A 3,312-nucleotide genomic window follows, 5' to 3' on the forward strand; every position below is an offset into this window, starting at 1 on the left:
GAACCAAGGGGGTCAGAACAACGGCCAGACGCAGGGCGGCCAGAACCAGGGAGGACAGAACAACGGCGGCCAGAAGGCCTGCGTACGTACGGGGGTGCTCAGGCGTTCGCGGGCTCCTCGGTGGCGGTGGCGGCGAGCGCCGGGACCGGGGCGGGGGAGCGGCGGGCGGTGAGCGCGGTGTACACGAGCCCGCCCGTCAGGCCGGAGAGGACGAAGGAGCAGTCCACGCCACCGGTGAGGGCGAGCAGCGGGCCCGCGTAGAAGGGGGTGGTCACGGCGAGCAGGCCGACGCCCGCACCGATCGCCCAGGAGGCGGTGGCCGCGAGGTTCCAGCCGGAGCGGTACCAGTAGATCCCGCCCACCGAGCGGCGGTTGAAGACCTGGAGCGCGTCGGCGTCGTACACCCCGCGGCAGCGCACGTACCCGATGAGGGTGATGACGGCCCACGGGGTGCCGATCGCGGTCAGCAGCAGCACGAAGGAGGTCATCGCGGACTGCACGTCCCACTCGAAGGAGCCGAAGAAGACGAAGGCGGTGGCGACGGCCGCGGCGACCAGGGTGGCGGTGGTGCGGGTGGCCTTGGGGACGATCGCGTCGAGGTCCAGGCCCATGGAGTAGAGCATCAGCCCGGCGTTGCCCACCGAGCCGGCCGCCGCGGCGACCAGCAGCGGGACCAGGTACCAGAACGGCGCGGTCTCGACGAGCGGCCCGGCGTAGTCCAGCCCCGCCCTGGCGGCCAGCGCGGTGTACGTACCGAACAGCTGCGGTATCAGCAAGCCGATCAGCAGGCCGAAGGCGGTGGCCCAGAGCACCTTGCGGGAGCGGTGCCGGCGCGGGGAGATGTAGCGGGTGTAGTCGCCGAGCAGGGTGATGAAGGCGACGGGCCCGCTGAGCCCGGCGGCGACGGCGGCCAGCAGCCACGTCGGCCAGAAGGAGCCGAGCAGGTACGGGGTCTCCGGCGGGGCGGCGGTGGTGAAGTCCGGGGCGTAGGCGAGGAAGCCGACGGCCAGCAGGACCACCATGCCGATGGAGAGCACCTTGCTCATGCGCAGCAGGAGCCGGTAGCCGAAGACGGCCCCGACGACGGTACAGGCGGCGAGCACCCCGTACATCGCCGCGCGCGAGACACCGGTGTCCGGAAGCCCGGTGAGCCGGGAGAGGGCGCCCACCATCACGTCGCCGCCGATCCACAGGGTGAGGGCGGTGTAGCCGAGCGAGAGCAGCAGGCCCACCACCGAGCCGACGAGCCGGCCGCGGACGCCGAACTGCGCGCCGCTCGAGGTGGAGAGGTTGGTCGCGGTGCGCAGGGAGACGAGCGCCAGCGGCGCGGTGAAGGCGATACCGACGAGCGTGCCGGTCACGATGGCGGTGACCGAGGGCCACAGGCCCAGTCCGAAGGACGGGGGCAGCCAGCCGAAGACGATCACACCGAGGCAGAGGTTGGAGCCGAGGAGGATCGAGATCAGGTCACGGGGACCGCTCGTCCGCTCCTCCTCCGGGATGGTGTCGACTCCGCGCTGTTCGATGGGCATGGGGGGACTCCCTTGGCAGGGCGGGGGGTGGTTCGCATTTGTTTGAGCGACACTCAATGTGACTCAAGCCCATGTCCCAGGTCAATGATTCCCTACAACGAAATGAAGAGTTAGAGTGATGCTCTAACCCATCGACTCAAGAGGTGGTGGATCGGCGTGCGGCTGACCCCTACGGAGCGCGACCGGCTGCTGCTCCGCAGCGCAGCGGAACTGGCCAGGGCCCGGCGGGCCCGCGGCCTGAAACTCAACGTCCCGGAAGCCACCGCGCTGATCGCGGACACGGTCTGCGAGGCCGCGCGCGACGGCAAGCGGCTCGCGGAGGCCATCGAGGAGGCCCGCAGCGTGCTGGGCCCCGGCGACGTCCTGCCGGGCGTTTCCGACGTGGTCACCGAGGTGCACGTGGAGGCGGTCTTCGACGACGGATCCCGGCTCGCGGTGGTCTCGTCGCCGATCCGGGGCGCGCAGCCGCTCGGCGACGACGCCCCGGGCGCGGTCGTCCCCGGACCCGGTGTCCCCCAGCCGGAGCCGGTGGTGCACCTGCACGTGCGCAACACCGCCGCCGTGCCGGTGAGCGTCACCTCCCACTTCCACTTCTTCGAGGCCAACCCGCGGCTCGACTTCGACCGCGCCGCGGCCTACGGGATGCGGCTGTGCGTGCCCGCGGGCTCGTCCGTACGGTTCGACCCGCACGGCGAGGGCGAGGTGGGCCTCGTCCCCATCGGCGGCGACCGCATCGCGATCGGCTTCGCCGGCCTGGTCGACGGCCCGCTGGACGCCCCCGGAACCAAGGCGCTCGCGCTGGCCCGGGCCGAGGCGTGCGGCTACCTGGGCGCGGTCGCCGAGGACCCGGCCCCGGCCCCGGCTTCCCCCAGCCTTGAAGCCGGACGGGCCGGACAGGCCGACGGCACCGACCGAGCGGACGGAGCGCAGACGTGAGCAGGCAGACCCCGCACAGCGATCACAGCGCACACTGCGCGCCGGGCAGCCGGCACATCGACCCGCACGAGTACGCCTCCGTCTTCGGCCCCCGCGCCGGGGACCGGGTCCGGCTCGGCGACTCCGGGCTGACCGTCCGGGTGGAATCGGACGCCCAGAAGCCGGGTGACGAGTTCCTGGCGGGCTTCGGCAAGACCGCCCGTGACGGTCTGCACCTGAAGGCGGCCGCGGTCCGCGAGACCTGTGACGTGGTGATCAGCAACGTCCTGGTCATCGACGCGGTGCTCGGCATCCGCAAGGTGTCCATCGGCATCCGTGAGGGCCGCATCCACGCGATCGGCCGGGCCGGCAACCCGGACACCCTCGACGGCGTCGACGTGGTCGTCGGCACCGGCACCTCGATCGTCTCCGGCGAGGGCCTGATCGCCACCGCGGGAGCCGTGGACACCCACGTCCACCTCCTCTCCCCGCGGATCATGGAGGCCTCGCTCGCCGCGGGTGTCACCACGGTCATCGGCCAGGAGTTCGGCCCGGTCTGGGGCGTCGGCGTCAACTCCCCGTGGGCACTGAAGCACGCCTTCAACGCCTTCGACGCCTGGCCCGTCAACATCGGCTTCCTGGCCCGGGGTTCGTCCTCGGACGCGGCTCCGCTGGTGGAGGCGCTGGCCGAGGGCGGCGCCTCCGGTTTCAAGGTCCACGAGGACATGGGCGCCCACACCCGCGCCCTGGACACCGCCCTGCGGGTCGCGGAGGAGCACGACGTCCAGGTCGCCCTGCACAGCGACGGCCTCAACGAGTGCCTGTCCGTCGAGGACACCCTGCGGGTGCTGGACGGCCGGACCAT

Annotated in this window: 3 protein-coding genes; 2 read left to right on the forward strand and 1 reads right to left on the reverse strand. The window is 72.1% G+C overall.

Going from position 1 to position 3,312, the window contains the following annotated elements; translation table 11 throughout:
• Positions 1-98 precede the first annotated feature (98 nt).
• A complete protein-coding gene (locus AB0D29_RS38665) occupies positions 99-1,532 on the reverse strand; it encodes a cytosine permease (protein WP_362860521.1) in 1,434 nt (477 codons plus the stop codon).
• A gap of 156 nt (positions 1,533-1,688) precedes the next feature.
• Between AB0D29_RS38665 and ureA the strand changes: the two genes are divergently transcribed.
• Both ureA and AB0D29_RS38675 read left to right on the forward strand, forming a co-directional pair.
• Complete coding sequence (gene ureA / locus AB0D29_RS38670) at positions 1,689-2,468, forward strand: urease subunit gamma (protein ID WP_362860522.1); 780 nt, start codon at positions 1,689-1,691, stop codon at positions 2,466-2,468.
• Positions 2,469-2,524: 56 nt separating this feature from the next.
• A partial coding sequence (locus tag AB0D29_RS38675; RefSeq protein WP_362860523.1) for an amidohydrolase family protein occupies positions 2,525-3,312 on the forward strand: 788 nt, incomplete at its 3' end.

This window comes from Streptomyces sp. NPDC048424, from assembly GCF_040651555.1.
Classification (GTDB): domain Bacteria; phylum Actinomycetota; class Actinomycetes; order Streptomycetales; family Streptomycetaceae; genus Streptomyces.